The sequence below is a fragment of the Rhizobium gallicum bv. gallicum R602sp genome (assembly GCF_000816845.1).
In the GTDB taxonomy this organism is placed as follows: Bacteria; Pseudomonadota; Alphaproteobacteria; order Rhizobiales; family Rhizobiaceae; genus Rhizobium; species Rhizobium gallicum.
Window position 1 is genome coordinate 3,347,718 of sequence record NZ_CP006877.1, and the last position, 16,538, is coordinate 3,364,255.

18 protein-coding genes and 7 pseudogenes are annotated in these 16,538 nt (G+C 56.5%); 8 read left to right on the forward strand and 17 right to left on the reverse strand.

The annotated features are described in order from the left end of the window. The first annotated feature begins 117 nt into the window (after positions 1 to 117). Complete coding sequence (locus RGR602_RS16460; protein ID WP_039846965.1) at positions 118 to 882, forward strand: TIGR04290 family methyltransferase; 765 nt, start codon at positions 118 to 120, stop codon at positions 880 to 882. A 129-nt stretch (positions 883 to 1,011) separates the two neighbouring features. Further along, positions 1,012 to 2,113, forward strand: a pseudogene (locus RGR602_RS16465) (flavodoxin family protein). A gap of 78 nt (positions 2,114 to 2,191) precedes the next feature. Here the strand turns inward: RGR602_RS16465 and RGR602_RS39730 are convergent. Then, a pseudogene (locus RGR602_RS39730) lies at positions 2,192 to 2,360 on the reverse strand (RNA polymerase sigma factor); the annotation flags it as partial. Positions 2,361 to 2,847: 487 nt separating this feature from the next. Here RGR602_RS39730 and RGR602_RS16470 point away from each other — a divergent pair. Continuing rightward, complete coding sequence (locus tag RGR602_RS16470; RefSeq protein WP_039845982.1) at positions 2,848 to 3,348, forward strand: YciE/YciF ferroxidase family protein; 501 nt, start codon at positions 2,848 to 2,850, stop codon at positions 3,346 to 3,348. 138 nt (positions 3,349 to 3,486) lie between these two features. Then, positions 3,487 to 3,726, forward strand: coding sequence for a hypothetical protein (locus RGR602_RS16475; RefSeq protein WP_039846966.1), 240 nt, complete (start codon positions 3,487 to 3,489; stop codon positions 3,724 to 3,726). A 665-nt stretch (positions 3,727 to 4,391) separates the two neighbouring features. Here the strand turns inward: RGR602_RS16475 and RGR602_RS16485 are convergent. Further along, positions 4,392 to 5,315: a DUF6328 family protein gene (locus RGR602_RS16485; RefSeq protein ID WP_039845984.1), complete on the reverse strand. Its 924-nt coding sequence runs from the start codon at positions 5,313 to 5,315 to the stop codon at positions 4,392 to 4,394. A gap of 356 nt (positions 5,316 to 5,671) precedes the next feature. On the opposite strand from RGR602_RS16485, the pseudogene RGR602_RS35815 reads away from it, so the two are divergent. Next, a pseudogene (locus RGR602_RS35815) lies at positions 5,672 to 5,912 on the forward strand (IS21 family transposase); the annotation flags it as partial. Between the two features lie 41 nt (positions 5,913 to 5,953). On the opposite strand, the gene RGR602_RS16490 reads toward RGR602_RS35815, so the two are convergent. Further along, positions 5,954 to 6,472 carry an RES family NAD+ phosphorylase gene (locus tag RGR602_RS16490; protein WP_039845985.1) on the reverse strand — a complete coding sequence of 173 codons (519 nt, stop codon included), beginning with the start codon at positions 6,470 to 6,472 and terminating at the stop codon, positions 5,954 to 5,956. Next, on the reverse strand, positions 6,469 to 6,858 hold the full coding sequence (locus tag RGR602_RS16495; RefSeq protein WP_039846967.1) for an antitoxin Xre/MbcA/ParS toxin-binding domain-containing protein: 390 nt from the start codon (positions 6,856 to 6,858) through the stop codon (positions 6,469 to 6,471). The genes RGR602_RS16490 and RGR602_RS16495 overlap by 4 nt, the downstream gene beginning before the upstream one ends. Before the next feature lie 140 nt (positions 6,859 to 6,998). Here RGR602_RS16495 and RGR602_RS35820 point away from each other — a divergent pair. Together RGR602_RS35820 and RGR602_RS38430 are read left to right on the forward strand one after the other, a co-directional pair. Continuing rightward, positions 6,999 to 7,201 (forward strand): annotated as a pseudogene (locus RGR602_RS35820) (IS5/IS1182 family transposase); the annotation flags it as partial. A 700-nt stretch (positions 7,202 to 7,901) separates the two neighbouring features. Then, the gene (locus tag RGR602_RS38430) at positions 7,902 to 8,183 is read left to right on the forward strand and encodes a hypothetical protein (RefSeq protein WP_039846968.1); all 282 of its coding nucleotides are present in this window, start codon (positions 7,902 to 7,904) and stop codon (positions 8,181 to 8,183) included. Between the two features lie 160 nt (positions 8,184 to 8,343). Here RGR602_RS38430 and RGR602_RS16505 read toward each other — a convergent pair whose 3' ends face one another. The 11 genes and pseudogenes from RGR602_RS16505 to RGR602_RS39740 form a co-directional block, all read right to left on the reverse strand. Continuing rightward, on the reverse strand, positions 8,344 to 8,736 hold the full coding sequence (locus tag RGR602_RS16505) for a DUF6766 family protein (RefSeq protein WP_039845986.1): 393 nt from the start codon (positions 8,734 to 8,736) through the stop codon (positions 8,344 to 8,346). 404 nt (positions 8,737 to 9,140) lie between these two features. Then, the gene (locus RGR602_RS16515) at positions 9,141 to 9,401 is read right to left on the reverse strand and encodes a DUF982 domain-containing protein (protein ID WP_039845988.1); all 261 of its coding nucleotides are present in this window, start codon (positions 9,399 to 9,401) and stop codon (positions 9,141 to 9,143) included. A gap of 1,435 nt (positions 9,402 to 10,836) precedes the next feature. Beyond that, a complete protein-coding gene (locus RGR602_RS39215; RefSeq protein ID WP_267285069.1) occupies positions 10,837 to 10,959 on the reverse strand; it encodes a hypothetical protein in 123 nt (40 codons plus the stop codon). A gap of 101 nt (positions 10,960 to 11,060) precedes the next feature. Continuing rightward, the gene (locus RGR602_RS16520; RefSeq protein ID WP_039845989.1) at positions 11,061 to 12,524 is read right to left on the reverse strand and encodes a DUF1254 domain-containing protein; all 1,464 of its coding nucleotides are present in this window, start codon (positions 12,522 to 12,524) and stop codon (positions 11,061 to 11,063) included. A 151-nt stretch (positions 12,525 to 12,675) separates the two neighbouring features. After that, positions 12,676 to 12,888: a transposase domain-containing protein gene (locus RGR602_RS39220; RefSeq protein WP_246703775.1), complete on the reverse strand. Its 213-nt coding sequence runs from the start codon at positions 12,886 to 12,888 to the stop codon at positions 12,676 to 12,678. An 84-nt stretch (positions 12,889 to 12,972) separates the two neighbouring features. Beyond that, positions 12,973 to 13,576: pseudogene (locus RGR602_RS39225) on the reverse strand (IS66 family transposase); the annotation flags it as partial. Positions 13,577 to 13,863: 287 nt separating this feature from the next. Further along, a complete protein-coding gene (tnpB, locus tag RGR602_RS16530) occupies positions 13,864 to 14,118 on the reverse strand; it encodes an IS66 family insertion sequence element accessory protein TnpB (protein ID WP_082046572.1) in 255 nt (84 codons plus the stop codon). Next, positions 14,099 to 14,507 (reverse strand): annotated as a pseudogene (locus RGR602_RS39735) (IS66-like element accessory protein TnpA). Before RGR602_RS39735 ends, tnpB begins: the two are co-directional and overlap by 20 nt. Beyond that, positions 14,467 to 14,676 (reverse strand): hypothetical protein, encoded by a 210-nt coding sequence (locus RGR602_RS16535; RefSeq protein ID WP_039845990.1) that lies wholly within the window; start codon positions 14,674 to 14,676, stop codon positions 14,467 to 14,469. The pseudogene RGR602_RS39735 and the gene RGR602_RS16535 overlap by 41 nt, the downstream one beginning before the upstream one ends. 107 nt (positions 14,677 to 14,783) lie before the next feature. Beyond that, positions 14,784 to 15,017 carry a CBS domain-containing protein gene (locus tag RGR602_RS35835; RefSeq protein ID WP_082046613.1) on the reverse strand — a complete coding sequence of 78 codons (234 nt, stop codon included), beginning with the start codon at positions 15,015 to 15,017 and terminating at the stop codon, positions 14,784 to 14,786. Positions 15,018 to 15,254: 237 nt separating this feature from the next. After that, positions 15,255 to 15,335, reverse strand: a pseudogene (locus RGR602_RS39740) (hypothetical protein); the annotation flags it as partial. Between the two features lie 110 nt (positions 15,336 to 15,445). Between RGR602_RS39740 and RGR602_RS16545 the strand changes: the two are divergent. Continuing rightward, positions 15,446 to 15,904 (forward strand): DUF1772 domain-containing protein, encoded by a 459-nt coding sequence (locus tag RGR602_RS16545; RefSeq protein WP_039846969.1) that lies wholly within the window; start codon positions 15,446 to 15,448, stop codon positions 15,902 to 15,904. 110 nt (positions 15,905 to 16,014) lie between these two features. Here the strand turns inward: RGR602_RS16545 and RGR602_RS40040 are convergent, their stop codons facing one another. Continuing rightward, positions 16,015 to 16,248, reverse strand: coding sequence for a PQQ-binding-like beta-propeller repeat protein (locus RGR602_RS40040; protein WP_039845991.1), 234 nt, complete (start codon positions 16,246 to 16,248; stop codon positions 16,015 to 16,017). A gap of 43 nt (positions 16,249 to 16,291) precedes the next feature. Then, on the reverse strand, positions 16,292 to 16,534 hold the full coding sequence (locus RGR602_RS38435; RefSeq protein WP_039845992.1) for a hypothetical protein: 243 nt from the start codon (positions 16,532 to 16,534) through the stop codon (positions 16,292 to 16,294). Positions 16,535 to 16,538 lie beyond the last annotated feature (4 nt).

Sequence of the window (16,538 nt, forward strand, 5' to 3'; positions counted from 1 at the left end):
ACTGCATAATTCCTTATATCGGAATTTGGGAAACTTATGCAGAAATTCAAAGCGTTACCGCGTCCTTTGCGTCTGAAAAGACGCGGCGCTGTAATCGACGACGAAGGAGAGCCCGACATGGATGCAGCACACCCGACTGGACATCAGGACCTGCAAAAACGGATTCGAGAACTTGGGCCGTGGTTTCAGAATTTAAACATCGGGGGTCACATGACCGCGGCCGATCATTTCCTCGGCGATTATCCGACCTTCAAGTGGAAGGGATTCCAGCATGTGCTCCCGGCCGATCTCAGTGGTCTCAGCGTGCTCGATGTCGGCTGCAATGCGGGTTTCTATGCCCTCGAGATGAAACGGCGCAACGCTGCCCGTGTCGTTGGTATTGATTCCGATCCACGCTATCTGGCACAGGCCCGCTTCGCCGCGGAGCAATTGGCAGCGGAAATCGAATTCAGACAGATGTCAGTCTATGATGTCGCCAGACTGAGTGAAAAATTCGACCTGGTGATCTTTATGGGCGTGTTCTATCACCTGCGTCACCCCCTGCTGGCATTGGATCTTCTTTATGAACATGTTGTCGGCGATACGATGCTGTTTCAGTGCCTCCAGCGCGGCGATGAGCGTGTTCCCGATCTCAGGGAGGATTACGATTTTTCCGAGTGGAGCATTTTCGACCAGCCCGAATATCCGAAGCTTTTCTTTGTCGAGGAACGCTATGCATCCGATCCCACAAACTGGTTCATTCCCAACCAGGCGGCAGTCGAGGCAATGTTGCGCAGCGCCGGATTTCGAATCGACGACCATCCCGAACGCGAGGTCTATCTGTGCCGACGTGGCCAACGCCACTATGCGGTTGAACCGCCGCCGGTGGCCGCGTCTTGTTAGGCGAGCACTGACATTGACGAAGAAAGGCCGCACCAACTCTGATCCTTGATTGGTGCATGCAACGTCGATGCAGCGGAACAGAAGCCTGCTGGCAACGTTGTGTCGAACGCAGATATGCGTGGAGGCCCTATGCCTGACGAACCAGCCGCAACCGCACCTGACCTCGAACCGCGAAAAGGCAGTCCAAGCCCTCGACTGGACGAAAGCGAATTCAAAAAGCGTTTCCTGAGCCAGTTCAAGGATCGGGCGTATGCAACCCTGGAAGAGGAGCTCGGCAAAGTCGCCGCGGCTGCCTGGGATGCTTACGCCAATTCACGAAAGAGCCCGATAACTAAAAAGGCGGGACCCGGCTTTGCCGATCCCGACTATGATATTGCCCTCGATTGGCTTTCGGCGAGAGACGAAATCCGCGCTGCCCAAGCGCGGTTCGAGGACAAGACCGCGCCATTGCGTGTTCTTCTCATCAACGGCTCGTCACGAAGCGAACATACCTGTCCGGGCGAGCTTTCGAAAAGTTTTCGAATGGTCGATATCGCCAAAGACGTGTTTGCCGCTGCCGGCGTCGTCGTCAACGTCCTCGATCTCAGTCGCATCGCTTCCGAATACGGCAGGCAGATTCATCCGTGCAAGGCGTGCTTCTCGACATCGGCCGCGCTCTGTCATTGGCCGTGCTCCTGCTACCCGAACTATTCCCTCGGACAGATCCACGATTGGATGAACGACATCTATCCGATGTGGGTCGAGGCACATGGCATCATGATCGTGAGCCCGGTCAACTGGTACCAGACGCCATCGCCGATGAAACTGATGATCGACCGGCTTGTCTGCGCCGATGGCGGCAACCCAGATCCAACAAGCACGCATGGCAAACATGCCAAAGAGGCCAAGGAGCTTGAGATGCAGGGGTGGGACTATCCCCGCCATCTTTCAGGCCGCCTGTTTTCGGTCGTCGTCCACGGCGACACGGAAGGGGTAGAGAGTGTCCGTCGCAGCGTCTCGAACTGGCTGACGTCGATGGACCTCATCCCGGCAGGACCGTTAGCCGAAGTCGAACGTTACATAGGTTATTGGGAGCCCTACGCCACCAGCCACGATGCCTTTGAAAGAGACAGAGCCTTTCAGGAGGAGGTGCGCAATGCCGCCCGAACCCTTTTGGAAGGCATTGTGTCACGACGGCAACGGCAAGATGGTAGCGGCAGGAAGGCGGTTGAAGCCACCACGTGAGAAGTGAGCGACCGGATTGGCGGACTGGCTTTGGCGAGATTTATATTCTTGATGGAGACCAAGTCGGACGGATCTCGAGTTTAGAAATTTCCAATGTCCAGGATTTGAGAGAGCTGCCGGGATGATAAAGCTGGATCGAATTCAACGCCTACAGCAGTTCCCAGCACGAGATCATCGATATTGTCCTCACTGCGCAGGTGTCGCCGGGCAAAGGCGCGTAACGCCGGGATCAGTTCGACAATCTCCAACTCGATCGAGAGATTTTTTCAACTGGACGCGGGACGTAGTGAAGATAAGGACGTCATTCTTTCTCTCGGAAGGAAAGGAAAGTCCCGCACTTCCTAATCTTGCCGTGCGGTATCGGACAAACGTGTCGTTTTCGCTTATCGGCCTTTCCCACAACGACAGCACGCTCAAAGACCAAGGGCTTTGCAGGAAGCGGACACGATCCGAATTCCAATCGGCAATCGGGCCAAAAATCGTTTCTGCGCGATGCCGCACCGTATTGAGAACGTTCACATTATTCGGCGATCCGCAAAACAACCTGCCAAAGCTGGTGAAAAATAATGAAGTTAGGAACAACAAGTGTCGGCAATTGTTTGGACTGTCGCCGACTGAAGCCTTTAAGTCGGTCTCGTCTGGCCGGATTGAGATGATGCCTCCAACACCGGCGGGTCATCTCCGCGCTTTAATGTTCGACCCTGCGAGAGCATATTTCCCAACATGCCATAGGAGGACTAAATGGCAACCGAGAAAACGCTGAACGATCTGTTCCTCGAGACGCTCAAGGACATTTACTATGCCGAAAAACAGATCTTAAAGGCGCTGCCGAAGATGGCCCGCGCCGCCCAGTCGGAGGAGGGCAAAGCCGGTTTTCTGCAGCATCGTGACGAGACCCAAGCCCAGATCGAACGTCTGGAACAGGTTTTTGAAATCATCGGCAAGCCGGCGCGCGGAAAGACCTGCGAAGCCATTCAGGGCATCATTGCCGAAGCTGATGAGATCATGGACGAGTTCAAGGGAACGGTTGCCCTGGATGCCGGTCTGATCTCTTCAGCGCAGGCCGTCGAGCACTACGAGATCGCCCGCTATGGCACATTGATCGCATGGGCCAAACAACTCGGTCTTAAGGACGCAATCCCGCTGCTGCAGGCAACGCTTGCGGAAGAAGAAGCGACCGATAAGAAACTGACGCAGCTTGCCGAGTCCTCTGCAAACGCCAAGGGAAAGCGGGCAGCTTGAAATCTTGACATATTAAACGGCCGCCGCAGGGCGGCCGTGCTGACGTTCCGCAGCCCGACGGCGGACGCAGAACGAAGCGGCCCAGATGATCAGCATGGACGACCGACTATCATGGGATAATGCCGGATGAGTTCCGATATGAGCGTAATCAATTTTGACAGAATCCGCGACACGCAGGAACGGCCCGACGCTCAGTTCGTCCGCAAGGATGAGCACGGAAAAGCAATGTATCTGTTCGCACTGGAATACAAGATCGGCACATCGATGTGGTCTGCCCAGATATGGGCCTATTCATTTGAAGATGCCGAAATGCGCGTGAAGGCGATGCGTGAGAGCCTCACGGTCTGCGGCCAGCTTCATGCGTCGATACGAGCTTAGCCGACTGAGACGCGATCGATCACGGTGGACACCTGCCCCCTGGATCGTTAAGCCGAGAGCGGTTGCCGGCTGGTCGGCGATGAGACAGCTTGCTTGCAAGCCAGCCCCATGCGATGATGACATGACACACTAGTGCATCCCATGGAAAACTGGTGCGGGTGATCGTTGTAAGGGTTTTTGGAGTTGTGAAGACACACCCTCTCCAGCAGCCGAATGACCTCGGCCGCGATGGATTATCAGCGCCTCGCGGATCTGCCTACCTAGCTGGAAAACCGGATTAAGGCTGGTCAGCGGGCTCCTGAAAGATCAGGCCAACTTTACTGCCTCGAATGAGCCGCATCTGCTCTTCATGAAGCGCCAGCGAATCCTTGCCGCAAAGCAGCACTTGCCCTCGACTCTGCTCGCATATCGCGGCAAAAGCTGAATGGCGGCCAGCAAAGTCACGCCCTTTCCGGAGCCGGAATCGCCCACGACGGCAAGAGTTTCACCGGCGGCAATATCGAGGTCGATCCCCTTGACGAAGCGTCGCCAGTCTGTTGTTCGAGAGGGTGCTTCCGATTGACAGAGCAGTCGTCGGCCCAAGCACATCTACGATCTTCGTTGAACGATCCAATCCGACTGATTGAAGCGCCAACGCCTATGTAAGATTCAAGATAAATGCGACCTTAGAGTACGTGATCTCGGTTGCCAGGACCATGGGCTCGAACACGCGTCCACCACGGCCAGAGATGCCACAGTCCAATCAGGACAAGAGCGGTGCTTGCTGCAGTAATATGGGCGAGAATTTGACTTTCGGAGATTTTGCCAATCACAACATGTACATCCGCAGCCAGGCCAAGCGCCAGAAACACAGTGGCCGCGAGTAACAAACGACTCGCTACATCATAAACTTCTGGGACATCGGCGCCGTTGTGGACGATGCGATGGTATGCTGCAGGTGCCATCAAGAGTATCGTTGTAAGCGCGACCGAACCAAGCGCCACACAATGAGGCGCTTTTGCAGAACCAGCGAGGTCATTAAACCCGCTCGTCAGCGCGATTGCGAGCTGGAAACCCAGCAGCGCTTGCGCGCCTGGTAATACGACGCGCGCTTCCGTCAATACATAATCGATCTTAGCGGCGGTCGGCGTCTTTTCATCAGAGGTAACCATGTCTGCATCTCCATGGCGTTGACGAAATAGCATGGGTCCGTACCACAGCCCGAGCGCTGAGAGGCCGCATGCGATACCAGCGGTCAGTCCGACCCATGTGCCGAGGCCGCGGCTAGTGGCGACCCCAAGATCCAGGCCGAGCGCCAAGGCGAAGGGGGCGAGCGTCAACATAGATACGCGCGTGATAAAGTCGTTAAAACGTTGCGTTGCTTCTCCTCGCTCCACGACCCGATGGCGCGCGCTTGGCGCGATTAGGAGTCCCACGATGACCACCATGACGCAGAGCACGATGGCCCCGATCTCCTTCTCGTATAGGCTGAGAGAAGGACGCGCGTTCTGGAACGGCCCATGAAACTGAAACCCAAGCAAGATTTGCGCGCCCAACATCAGCATTCGCAATTCATCCAGAGCTGTCTTGGTTTTATCAGGCAAAGGCATCCCGCGCGACCTATGTTCTTCTGCGCGAACGCGATTTCATTGCGCCGCAGCTTGACAATTGGACGAAAAATGCTCCAGCGGATCGGAGCTTCGGACCCGGCAGCGTAGATCGACGTGACAGTGTCTGCAATACGACCATAAGGTCGCCACTTGATTGGGCCATTCTGGCTCGGTCGACGGCTATCTCGATCCTTTCGAAAACCGCGTCTGCGCTTTCGTCGCCCGAATGTGAGCTGGTGAGGATACTCCAAGAGCAGAGTTATTCGACGTATCATGATCGCAGTCGGCTCGGTACATTGGCGGTTTTCTGGATTGGAGAACCAGTTTGTGCCGGGTCGCCATGTAACCGATTATTCATGAAGTATCGACAAACGCACTCTGTCGAGGCTGCCGCCGCGAAAGCGTCTACCAGCCGGGCCATTGCTTACCGCCTCGATAAAGAGACGCGTCTTCCAGAGCAAAACGCCACGCGGACGTCGTGGCCCCGATCCACTTGAGCCCATATCCGATTCCGAGTTTGTCCCGCTCGTCAAGGCAGCACCCGGCATCCGCGCCGACGCCGTTTACAATAGCTTCAATGAAGTAGTCCCTCAATTGTGAATTCGATTGGACGCACCACCTAAGAGCATCCGGTCGCCTCAGCGCCAGGACAGCTGGTCCTTCGGTAGCCGACCGCTTGGATCGACCACCGTTACCTTGTGCGGAAGCTCCGCGCCCCAGTCCCAGAGCACGAGGTTCTTGTCATCGCCCTCGGCTCCGGGCGCGAAGCTCGGAACAATAATACCTGAAACGCCTTGAGGTCGCAGGCGATCGTAAATCGCCCACGACGCCGGCCGATCTCCCATACTGAGCGCCGTAGCCCATGCACAGGCCATATCCTCCAATGCGACGTTGAATTCTACCCTTCTCTCTTCTACCGTCAGGTCCACGACATGGTCGCAATCGACCTCGTAGGAGCAGAGCACACACGGATCGATCCGATGAGCAAACCCCTGATTGGCCTCCTTCACAGCCGTCATGATGCTCAGGCCCAAATATAGCGCTGGCACACCCTTGGGATTGAAACGCGCACCCCTTATCGCCGCTCCATCACCGGAGATCGGCTTGAATGCCCAACGAGGATCATGCGCCCGATAGCAGGTTCCCACGCACCTCAAGCAAAACCGCCGAGGGCCATATGATCGAGGTATTCGCGAACCGCAGCTGCCTTGCCGTCTTTCACGAGCGATTCGGCGGTGCGCCCGCCGAATGCCGGAAGCGGATGGGCCCGATACCAGGCCATAGCCTGCTCTTTACCGCCCGCCCATTCTGTAACGCGGCTGATGATCTCGAGCATTTCACGCAGGCGACCTTGGGTTTTGGCCGTGCCGCTGCGCTCCACCCGATAGAGCGTCTCCCGTGCAAGTCCTGCCGTTTCTGCGAGCTGGGTCTTGGACATGCCGAACCCGTCCGCGAGCCGATCGACTATGATCCTACCAGACCTATCCATATACGATAGAACCAGCGGTCCATTTTGCATTGCAACCTTCATGGTCCCGGCCATCGCCATCACCTTGCCACATCCAATGCCATATATTTCGTACAGAATATATGACCTCTCCGCGCGCAATGCAACCTCCGAACAATTGCCGGCAAAGGCTCCTGAAACGCATGCTTGAAGGATTATCGCGTGATTCAGCGCCGCTCACGCCCGCCATCAAACGCCAGATGCGACGACGATCGGCGGTCGAGCCCGTCATCGGACACCTGAAGAGCTAACGCAGTCGTTGGCTAACACGGTGATGCCGTTAATGCCGTTCTGGCGGCCGCCATGGTTGCTTTTAGGTTTGTTAGCAGCACTACTCTTCACGTTCCAGAGCCGGCCAATCCGGCATCTGCCTGCTTGAAAACGAGCCGTTTACGATCGGCTACTTCGGACATGTCGAATAAGCACCGTGCAGTGGCAGGTCTCAGCCTCGTGCAGCAGGGGCACATCTCAATCCCGCTGCACTCCGGCGGTTCGGCCCGATCATTCTGGGCGTTAATGGCGCAATAGGAATCATGTTAATTCCCTGTTCCGCAAGGGGCTAGTTTTCCAGCCACGTGTTAAAGCCGTCTCGCGCAGAGCATCAACGATTTCCACGATGGTGGCCTCATTAAGATGCTTGAGTGGCAGGGTTCCTGCGATGAGAACGATCTTCCCGGTCCTCATGTCAACTATCGACTAAGTCGAGTCCGGGTCACGTCTTGCATAGTAGGGCCGGGATCTGCGCATAATCATATTGGCTCCTTCAATCGAAGTTTCCAAGTTCTGCCCAGCGTGTGGCAATCGAGTGCCAACTTGCTGGATTCGATCTCGAACATGTCGCTGCTGGCAGCCTCTTTCACCGAAATCCTCGCTTCGGTGCTGCCCAGGCCGCCAAAAGGAAGACGCAGATCACTCGAACGAAAGCCAGGAAAGCAGGATTTCGAGAAGGTGGGCCATAGGATGGCTGGTCCAGGTGAACCGCGAAGGAGCCGGTCAATTCCATCGTGCTGGAACTTCGCCCTGGGATGTCGGTTAATCCACAGTCGCACAGTGTGCGGTCGCAAGCCACGGAGGTCGAATTGAATACAGCCAACCTGCAGCTCGAAGGTTTTATTATGGCCGTCGCCGCTCTTTCGGACATGCTTGTTGCCAAAGGCGTCGTCACTCATCAAGAATTGTCCGCTGCCCTTGGGCAGGCCGAGAGGGCCGTCGAACAGGACGATGAACACGATCTTTCGGACTCGAACCGTGCGGCGACGCTTTTTCCAATCCGCGTTCTGCTCCTGGCCAACGAGGCTTCCCAGCGTGGCAAGAAGTTCGCGTTCTCTGATTACGCGGAACTCGTCGGAAGGCTGACCTGACGAATTGGAGGCGTTGGAACTGGAAGATGGTCGACGTGCCGGTGGTCCACCGGCTTTGCATCGGAAGATGTGGTCCGACATCACTCAGCGTGCCGCGGCAGCCGCGTGATGGTAATAGAGCATACAATGTTGAAGGCCGCACGTGCGCGCGGCCAACTTTTCATGTTCCATGGCCATGCGGTTTTGCATGTCCGTGAGTCCGCATGTAACGCTCGTCCAATGCCGCGATCAGCGCTTCAGCTTTCTCCCCGGCACCGATCTTCAGCAATTCATCAATCTTGGCTTCCATGCGGTCATCGTTTTCCTTCGAGGAAGGCGAGCCGACGTAGAGGAAATAGGCAAGGCCCACCACTTGCCAGAGCAACTGCAGGAATTCCGACTGCCAGTTTTCCAACGTGTCTCTACCAACCTGGATGAGATACGCCGACAACTCGGGCGACTCACCATGCTGGGCAGCCTCATCCACGAAGGCGAACCAACCCAGGATCCAGTGACCCGAGATCGTGATGAGGAAAAAGGCGGCCGTGATATAGGCGTATCCATAACGCTTCATCGTCAAGGCTCCCAAATTGCGATTTGAGGAAATGCCTTACGTTGTCTTAATGTTCCGCAATGACGCTTGAGGCGAGGTCAGCGGGAAAATCAAATAAGATCGTGATCTTCGAGCGCAACGTCTGGGCTGACTCTACGGGCCAGCAACCTTCAGGGTGGATGTCGAAAAGTTCGCAAAATGGCGACAGCATAGACGATTTTGTCGGTCTGACGGAGAACGGTCGTCGGCCTCCGCACGTTGAGAGCCTCCGTTCCTAATCGGCCAAGATTGCCGCAACACACGCTCCACCGCGTTGCCTGCGCTCCCAGCTGTGAGCACTGCATCGATTTTCAGCCAGCGAAACGAGACTGCATCAGTAACGGGGTCGGATCCTAGTTCCCTCCACTCTCGATGTCGCTGTAGGACTAGGCCAACATGGCAGCTTCAATACTGGCAGCGATGAAGGCGTCGCTAGCAAAATCGGGCGATTCTTTGCGCTCGACAGCAGCGGCACAGATGCGCAGAGCGCTCAGATACTGGGGACTGTTCGTCGTTGGCCATCGATGTTTAAGATACTCGACTGCGGCCACGGGGCCGAAAATCGGTTCGCTGAAACCGTTTCCTGCTCTGACATTCACTGGTGCACTCCAAAATATCTGGGAGAACTTTCTTGCCTCGATGCTCATCGTGGGCGCCTCCTGAAGTCTAATTGCCGAACTATCAGGGGATTGGAACGTTCCACCCGAAAATCGAAGTGGGGCATTGATGTTGCGCGCGATTTTGCACAGCAGCCAGATCGGTGCTACGTCAGGATTCTTCGTTTTCGGGAACTCGCTGAGGTCTTGGGCTCTCGACGCCGCCGACCGATTTCAAGAAGGGAATCGCGGTGACCCTGGGCCCGAAATGTTGCGGCCGCACAAAAACCCGCGGGAATGGCGGCCTCACCGTCTGAACCGAAAAACACCGCGCCGTGATGCACATGACGACGGCGGCCGTGAGACCGCCATGGTGTATCCAAGGCATATCGGCTCGACTGGAGCCCGCGGAACCGCGGGCCGTCCAAATCCATCAAATGATCGTTTACTTCGCGTTCTTGTGGCTCTGCTGACCGGCTTTGACATGCTGTTCGTGGGAACCGCCTTGCTTTCCGGACGAAGAAGACTTCCGAGACGAAGAGCTGGATGCGCTCTTTTCGCCCTTGCCCGAGCTACTCCCCTGCCTGTTTTCATTTGGTGCCATGGGTGTTCCTCCATCGAGACCGTGATTGGCCACGCTATCTAACCTCGGTCAGCACTGTCGGTTCCACGCATCACATCCTGTGTAGTGACGACAAAAGAATCGCACGGCCCGCGCTCTTGTTACCTTCTGACGCGCGTCGAGAACGCAAGTTACACCGATATCAAAAGTCTGAAGCTCGATGACAAGGCGATTTGGATGGCGTTGGCCCCTGATGGCCATTCCAAAAAGAAGGATTGAGGCCTTCGGCGCCTTCGACATGTTCTCGATCAATCCCATTGCGAGGATGATTATGGCGGCGACGATCCCCTCCTAATGAAACTCTTTCTCCCCAGACGCTACAGCCGAGTAAATGAATCCGCCCGTCTCGAGCTGATGAGTTCATCAATTCGTCTGAGGCCGCGGTGGCACGTTATCATTGTCCCATCATAAAGCGGGACTTGGATCGCAGCCTCACCGGTCGCAGCTTTTATGGCAGATCACGAAACCTTCTATCAAGCGTTTGAAAAGATGATCCGGACAACTCATACATGTCGGCCTGGTGATCCTGCTCGCGACCACCTCCACAGGGAAACGCACGCAGACTTTTACAGGCGACAGGCAGTCCCCATCATTCAGGCGCGATCCTCATATGCGTGGATGCGGTTCTTAAGGATAAAAACTCGTCGCACTCCGCTCGGTAATTTCGCGTGACCAGAGTGAAGAGATCGAGCAGATGAATGCGGTCAAAGCTCGCCTTAATGATCTCGACTGATTGCCTTCAGTACGGCGCTAAGCGGCTGGATGAAAGAAGGCGCGAATTTCGCTGCACCTTTTGCGGTTGAGTGCGTTGAGGTGATCTGGATTGAGCATTTCTCTCGCTCGCCCCATAAACGCGGACTCGCGTCACGTGGATTGAACCCCGCGCTTGATCGCAGGCGTGATCTCGCTGTCGTGGAATGCCTTTATAATCATCAGGGCGCGGAGTTTCGGCGTGAACTCCTCGCCGGGAACCGTGGTGAACTTCACATGAGCTTGCGCAAATACTGCCAGTGGCTGTTCACACGGCCACTGGCAAAACACATCTCAGGCCCGAGGTATCTCCCAGCTCAAGTTTGCCGTTCGAAAACTCACTGAGTAGCCAGGGCCGGAAGCTGCACCTTCCTGACGGGCGGCGGATTCCATTTTCCGATCAGCGCTTCGGATTTCGGAGCGTACATGCGCATCGTCAGAGTGAACGCTCCTTTCGGCGTAGGTAGCCAGTTGGCCTCCTTATCCGGACCGGGGGACTCGTTTTGAATGTAGAGATCGAGCGAGCCATCGGCGTTGTGTGTGAACGGCATCCAGCTACTGACTGCAAAACGTTCGAGGCTGTTACCAACCTGAAATCCGGCTGCATCGTAGAGCGTGATCGACCAGAAAGCGTTGACGGGCGGCATGGCATTCCTTTCGAACGCTATGGTGTATTTATTCGCGCCATCGAGAGGCTGTCCTGACTCGTCGGCGAGATTGAGAGGGTAGATGGCATCCTCCGGCAGATTCGCGCCAAGGCCTTGCTGCGCAACAATGGCCCGCTTCAAATAGTAGTTGCCGTATGCTCCCATTGTATCGGTGTTCATCGACCAGCCGTTTTCTACCCTTGCCAATGTCGCCAGCTTCCATTCCATCAGTCTCTGGGCGACTTGCGGCGCGCTTTCCAAGGCTTTCTGCACGGTCGGATCGAGCTTGCTCATGTCAAAGCTCTTGCCGGGCTCGATGCCGATCTTCTTCATCTCCGCGAGGATCGGTTGATCGGTCAGGTGGGGCGGCTCGACCTTGAGCAGTTCGGCTGCATATGCGAAATATTTGCCAGCGTCCATCGTATCGACCTGGGTCTTTGGCGGTGTCTTCATGTCGACGCTGGGGTCGATTTTAACCTCAACCGGCTTCGCTGACTTACCCCAGTCCGACAGGAGCGTAACCTTGTATCCCGCTTGGATCTTGTGCACGGCATCGTAGTCAGCCGGGCCGTCGGTCTTTGTCCGGCCGATAACCCAGACATGTGTCGTCGGCGCTTCAATTCGCTGGGTGTTCTCGGGGAGCTTGAACTCCTCAATGAACTTGTCGCGCAAGTCGGGTCTCCAGCCCGGCGGCGTGACAAGGTATGTCCCTGCGGTTGTGCCCGTCGTCCGCCAACCCGGCGACGCAAAAACATCCGTCCACATGTCCAGCATCGGGAGTAGGTAATAGCGTCCGTCGGTATCCGGAGCACTGATCACCACCGGCTCCTTCGTCATGTCGAGCCACGCGGAGGAATACAGCGTGTCGAAGTTGGGCCGAACCACGCCCTTGAAATCCGCCGGAGGATACTCGGGAACGTTGGTGAAGACGTTCATCGGACCCTTCCCGAATTCCTTGCCAGGTTCGACGTTTGTGAATGTCTTTCGGCTGATGTCCATGGACAACAGCGGGTAGAAATACACATAGGCGTCCACTGCAATGGAGTGCGCCTCTGCCTCAGTAAGAGCGGGCTGCGCGGCTTGTGACAGCGCTGCCTGCCCGAGGGCCGAGCATAAAAGAAGTCCTAAGGACAGTCCGATCACGTGCCTGTTCATGATGTTCTCCCGCTGCTTTGATTGATGGCTCATGTGGGTGATGCCAACGCCGGACAACCTTCTCGTAGAGGTCCGTAATAGCAAGTATGTTACTGTAATACACGGCGATCGACTGCCTCCTGAGTGCCCGTCCTTTTGCGCGGCCGAAGTATCATGGATGCCGGTGCCGTCTGCGCGCGTAACGAGCGGTCGAGGATTCCATTTTGGACGACAGATTGTGTTGGATCAGGCCGCGCTTTCGGCGCAGTTGCTTTTGATGAAGTTGAAGGGCATCAGAGCGTCGACAGCGCGCTGAGGCAAATTCGGTGAGGACGTGGCGCAGCCATGTTAACGGCTCGACGCCACAGGCGCGGCAGGTCAGCATCAGGCTGTAGACGATGGCGCTGGCCTTGGCTCCGTCGACAGTATCGCTGAATAGCCAACTCTTTCTGCCAGTGGCAAAAATTCTGATGTCACGCTCCAGAAGATTGTTGTCGATCGGCATCCTGCCATCTTCGGTGTAGCGCGGTATAGGTTACGGCATCGCCGAGCTTGCTGTCAGGCAGGACCATTGGCTTGATTTCGTCGAGCCAATCCTTGAGAGCATTGAGGACGGGCACGCTGTGTTGCTGGCGGAAGCGGCGAATGCGGTCGGCCTGCGTTTCACCATCCTCGGGTTTTCTGTCCCGCGCTTGCCTTTCAACCCGATAGAGCTGCTCGAAGAACCGGAGCGCCTGTTCCGGCGATCCACCACCCGCCTTTCTGGCCTTGAAGGCCTCGACGAAGCGGCGTCTGGAATGGGCCATGCATCCCAGATGAGTTGCCCCACCCAGTGTGCGCCAGGCGGTGTAGCCATCGCTCATCAATATGCCGTGGTAATCGCCGAGGAAGGCCTGCGGATGTACCTGGCCGCGGCCCGGCTGATAATCCAGCAGCACGATCGGGTGGTCACTGTCCTCGCCGGTCCGGTAGGCCCACATATACGATGTGTCGGTGGCCTCTCTGTCCTTTTCCTTCAGGACCTGAACCGTCGTCTCGTCGCCATGGATGAGAGGCTGCGATCTGAGCCGCAGCTCAGTGCGTCATAGATGCGATGCAGGTGCTTCTCGCTCGAGCCGATCACCCAATGGCCCAGAGCGCCTCTGCAGACAGGAACACTGGCGCGTCGCCAACTGCGCCATCAGCTCTGCAACGCTTTGTTCGCCAGTTCGATTCATCGTAGTTTTGAATCTGAACCGTCCCGCCGCGTCAACCGCAGAATTCGAGAGGCCTCAGCCAGCAAGCTGATATTGCCGCACCGGATGGCGCACCATCGCATCGATATCAATGCCGTCGAGAATCCAGTGCAGTTGCTCGGTTGTCAGCGCACCTCACGGCGCGGCCATCGGAACTTGTCCTCGGTCAACCACTTCAGGACCAGCACAAAGCCCGACCGGTCGAAGAACAAGAGCTTCATCCGGTCGCGACGGCGATTACAGAAGGCAAAAACCGCAGGAGCAAACGGATCGAGTGCCATCGTCTCCTGGACCAGCACCGCAAGGCTATTGATGCCGGCTCGAAAGTCGATCGGTTCACGATGCAGGTAGACCTTGATATCAGCGCCCAGTCTGAACATGACCCAGAGCTCCGATTATCGCTGCCAAAGCGGCCACATCACTGCGTCAGCTTCACACCGTTCGGAAGTGACGCGTTCACCTTGGCTGGAGAGGACAGTGGGGCGATCCGCTCAGATTTCGACCGCCGCTCTTCACCACGAGTGGCAGCCAAATCCAACGCAAACGCACTGTTCTGTCGCGAACGGGCCTGATCCGCGGCGCTCTCAATCTGAACCGGAATAAACGTCGATGTTGAAGACGGAGGGAGAGGCTGGACCTCCGTGCGCTTCCTTATCCACTTCCAAAGGAGGTTCGCGCTGACCCCATATTCGAGCGCAAGGCGCGATACCAAGACATATGCGGCGGCTTCAACGCCATGCGCTCTCGTTCTTTTGCTCGTAGTGGGCAAAGGCGGTCTTCAAGCCAATGAGGACCTCGGCCGAAGTCTCAAACATCGCTTTAAGCTGCGGCTCATCGACCTTATCGATGTCTTCGCGAAGGTGAGTGATCGTCTCCTGAAGGTGGGTTTGCATCTTTTGAGTATGGTAACGTGGATTGCGGTCGGCTTCGCTCGCCATTAGAACACTCCCTGGCAATTGGGTTGCTTGATCCGCCGGCTTCGGTAGTCGGCGGACCAATACCCGTCCAACATCGGCTATCGCTATTGGTTCCCGCCTTTTCGAACTTAAATGCTCGCACCGCCGGTCTGGGAATGCTCCCCTGGACGGCAGATGGCCGAGAGTGTTGGTCCCGCCGCACCGTCACCCGATGTCACTACGACATCTCCGAGTGAGAGAATGCCGACGAGGCGCTTGTCCCGATCAACGACCGGCAGTCGCCGGATTTGCTGATCGCCGAGGTTCTGCAGCTCGTGATCGATATCTTCGTCTTCGAAGCAGTATTTCACTTCTGCGGTCATGACGTCTGCGATCTTCGCATGGGTCCCTTGCCGCGGGTGACAGCGCAGACGGCAATAATCGGATAGATTATTGCAGGCGGACGAAATCCTGCACCTGCCGGCCGGGCCGCGCCTTTCCGATCGGTCCTGGGCAGACGCAGTTGGCTCGGACGCCGTATTTACCCTGCTCCAAGGCACGCCGCGCATGAAGGCATGAACGAACGCTTGTGTGCCGCCATAAGGCGCATTGTTCGGCTCGCCGACTTCGCCGGACTCCGAACCGGTCGATAGGACCACGCCCCGACTTTTCTCTAGATGAGGAGGCGCGAGTATCGTCATCAGGAAGACGGAGCGGATATTGTTGGCGAATTGGTGCCGGCGTAGAGGAACAGTGCTGCAGGGGGAACTTTCCCTTGCAGCGCAAGTTGGTGCGCCAAGAGGCCTTGGTAATGAAAGTCAGGATTGTTCAGTTTCTCGCCATCATCATAGGCGCGCTCGCCCTTATCCCTTCCGGAGCGCATCTTGCCGCTTTGCCCAACAAGATCGGACTGCCTCAAACCGCCTATTTCACCGTTCAAGGCATTTATTACGGATGGGCAATCCTGGGTCTGCTCTGGCCTGCGGCCATGATTGCGAATGCCTTGTTCGCCTTCGTCGTTCGCGCCCAGAATCGTCCGTTTTGGCTCGCCGCGGTGGCCGTGCTCTGTTTCCTGGTCATGCTCGTGATATTTCTTGTATGGACGTTACCTGCCAACCAGGCGACGGAAAATTGGACAACGAGCCCCGACAACTGGGAAGTGCTGAGAAAGCAATGGGAATATTCTCACGCCGCAAATACGGTCATTGCTTTCGTGGCGCTCTGTCTCACGGTTCTGTCGGTGCTTTCGGCGCGTCCGGCAAGTCCGTAGCGCCTTCAGTCATCGTTGAAGAACCGGTCCGTACGGCAGCCCCCGCAACAATTCTCTTTGTTTCGAGCGAATCCAAAAGAGCGGCAATGGCGGCCATCGCCCATCGGGGGTTACCATGAAATGGTGGCCGCCCTATTATGACTAGATATCCTTTTCCGTCCGTCTGGTAGAGCCACCGCGTCGCCTGCCCCGCCCGCCGGCAGCACATCGCTCCAGACGGTCTTGCCGGTCTTGATGTCAATTGCAAGAATCAGATTGTCGGTAGCCGCCGCTATAACTATCCAGCCGCCGGCGCTCCCGACCGAACCGCCATTGTTTAGTGTTCCGAATTCGATCGGCAACATCGAACGAATGCTGAAGTTACGTTTGTTCGTAAATCCAGCGCCGTCAACCGCCCGCGCGCTTGTGATGCCCGCTTTCCTGGTTTTTGCCACGGATCATCTGGCGGTTGTCCTTGTCCGTCAGTTCGACTCCCGCGCCGCGAAGCTTCGCGCCGCCCCGATGGGCTTCCCGCTCCTGTTTCGAGCGCTTCAGTTCCTTCTCGGAGTTGAGATCGTCCCCGGCATTGCTGGTGTTTTCGCGTTTTTCGATAATGCGAAGCTGTTGCTCGTGAGTTTTCGGGCTAGCCATATCG